Raw genomic sequence first — 2,037 nt, forward strand, 5'->3', positions numbered from 1 at the left:
CGCCCGGGCCGGACCCCGGTGCGCGCTGGCGCCACCTAGCCGCAGGCGGGGGTGCGATGGGTGGTCCTGCACCCATCGCACCCCTCACGTTCATTCAGTAGGGCCAGCTTTCGCTGGCAGCTTCTTTCAGATGTTGCTGCTGCCGAGAGAAGAGCAGCGGCTGGACTGGCAGACCTTGAAGTAGACCGTGCCGCGGGCCTCGTCGAGCTCCAGGTTGTAGGTGTAACCAGTGCTGTAGTCCGTCGGCACGGGGAGTGTTGCTGCCCCGTTCAAGGCGGAGTTGTAGGCCCACTTCACGTAGACCGCCTTGTTGTCATCGACGTTGTCCCAGATCTCGAAGATGTCTCCGTAGCTTCGGTAGACGACTCCCGCCTCGTTGTTGCCAAGCTGAGTACTGCCGTCGGCGTGAGCGGGCGACGCCACGATACCGATCGCGAGCGCAGCTCCAGCTATGCCGGTCATCATTGTACGAACCTTCATGACACTCCCTCATATCTGGTTCCAGTTCAGGTTCAGCTCGCTGCGTTGAGAGCTATTCATCGACGCAGCGGTCCGTGCCGTGGCGACGGTTTGGCCAGCCAGGTGCCACACAGACTGCTGTCCATCGGCAGGCTGAAGCAACGAGAACCGACTGTCCCGGACAGTCGCCGACTGTCCGGGCTGGTCCGGGCCTTGTCCGGATCGCGTCCCGGACAGAGATGCCGCAGTAAATGCCGGATTTACTGCGGCAGAGCCTCTACGGTGATCGTCGCGGCCTGCGGCGGGCTCTCCGGCCGCCGCAGACGAGGTGTACGCATTTACTGCGGCAGCGTTGAAAGGGTGGGGCGGGTATGGCGATCGAACCGGTGACCGAACTCGGGAGCGGGGGCGCGCTCCGGCTGCCGCGCGCCCGGGTGGTGCCCCTGTCCGCCCCGCCGTCGTCGTACACCGCGGCGGTCGAGCGGTACCTCACCGGCGCGGGCATCGCGAAGTTTGAAGAGGAACCGGCCTGGCCCCGGTCAGGGCGAGGCGGCAGGTGTGATGCGGCGTAGGTATTCGTCGTACTCGCAGCCGGCGTCGGGATCGCCGTCGGTCGGACACATCACGGGATCATCCGCCTCGCCGAAGAGGAAGACGGGAATCCTGCATTCGGTACCGGAGAACGTGAGCTGCAGGTAGGCACCGCGATCCCCCGGCTCGTCCATCCCCGAACCGAAGTGCCAGCTGCCGGAGGACAGGTCCGACCGGTCGCCGCAGGATTCTGCCGCTGACAACCGGATAACCCCGTCACTGGTGAAACTTCCGTTCGCGTGGAAGGTCATAACCGTCCCCTCTCGGCTGCGCCACTGCCCTGTCAGCTGGTCGGCTGAAAGCGTCACGGCGTGGTACGCCGCAGCATTGCAGGCAACCGTCACCGCGCCGACAGCCACCATCAGCCCGGCACGCCGCCATCTCATGCATCCCACAGCAAGTCCACCCCCGCAGCCAGGCCCGAGTCCACAGGCTCAACACACATTTGAACACGCTCAAATATCTGGCCTGCACCGGGTCCTCGCCGTGCCGACCACCAGCTGGCTCATATGGCCTGCCCGCCAACCCGCGAATGCGTGACCAGGCCGTCACTCAGGCTGCCATCGCGCGATACGAGCAGACCCCTGTTCCTACGTCTCGCCAACATTCTCCAGTGGCTACGTAGGTCACTTCGAAGAGCGTTTGTCGCCCGTACTGGAGAGCACTGGTTGTCCGCTGGCGGGGCGAAGGTTCATGAGAAGTAGCAGCACCTGTCGTTGGGTGCAGGGGGCGGTTGGAAGGTTGTCGGCGGTGGCTGGCAGCCTGGGCGGGTGCTGATCGACGGATATGAGGATGCCCCGCTGTTTGCCGGGGAGGAGCTGTTGTCCCTGCCGGGGTTCTGGGCTGCCTACCTGATGTGGCTGTGCGAAACGGAGGAGGACGAGCCGGACCCGGCGTGGTTCGGCGTGGACGAGGCTGACGCCGACGCGGCGTACGAGGCGCTGGCCGACGAGGAGCGATGGCCGGTGTTCCGGATTCCGTTCCGCG

General features: G+C 65.2%; 2 protein-coding genes and 1 pseudogene. 1 reads left to right on the top strand and 2 read right to left on the bottom strand.

The annotated features are described in order from the left end of the window. Nucleotides 1-126: 126 nt before the first annotated feature. Both ACWFQ8_RS32690 and ACWFQ8_RS32695 read right to left on the bottom strand, forming a co-directional pair. Nucleotides 127-465 (bottom strand): hypothetical protein, encoded by a 339-nt coding sequence (locus tag ACWFQ8_RS32690; protein WP_453789912.1) that lies wholly within the window; start codon nucleotides 463-465, stop codon nucleotides 127-129. A 533-nt stretch (nucleotides 466-998) separates the two neighbouring features. Continuing rightward, nucleotides 999-1,301: a hypothetical protein gene (locus tag ACWFQ8_RS32695; protein WP_453789913.1), complete on the bottom strand. Its 303-nt coding sequence runs from the start codon at nucleotides 1,299-1,301 to the stop codon at nucleotides 999-1,001. A gap of 519 nt (nucleotides 1,302-1,820) precedes the next feature. On the opposite strand from ACWFQ8_RS32695, the pseudogene ACWFQ8_RS32700 reads away from it, so the two are divergent. After that, nucleotides 1,821-2,037, top strand: a pseudogene (locus tag ACWFQ8_RS32700) (hypothetical protein); the annotation flags it as partial.

This window comes from Streptomyces sp. NPDC055254 (assembly GCF_053606025.1).

Coding starts and splice junctions, on each gene's coding strand:
- ACWFQ8_RS32690 (WP_453789912.1), bottom strand. CDS start 465: ATGATGACCGGCATAGCTGGAGCTGCGCTCGCGATCGGTATCGTGGCG.
- ACWFQ8_RS32695 (WP_453789913.1), bottom strand. CDS start 1,301: ATGACCTTCCACGCGAACGGAAGTTTCACCAGTGACGGGGTTATCCGG.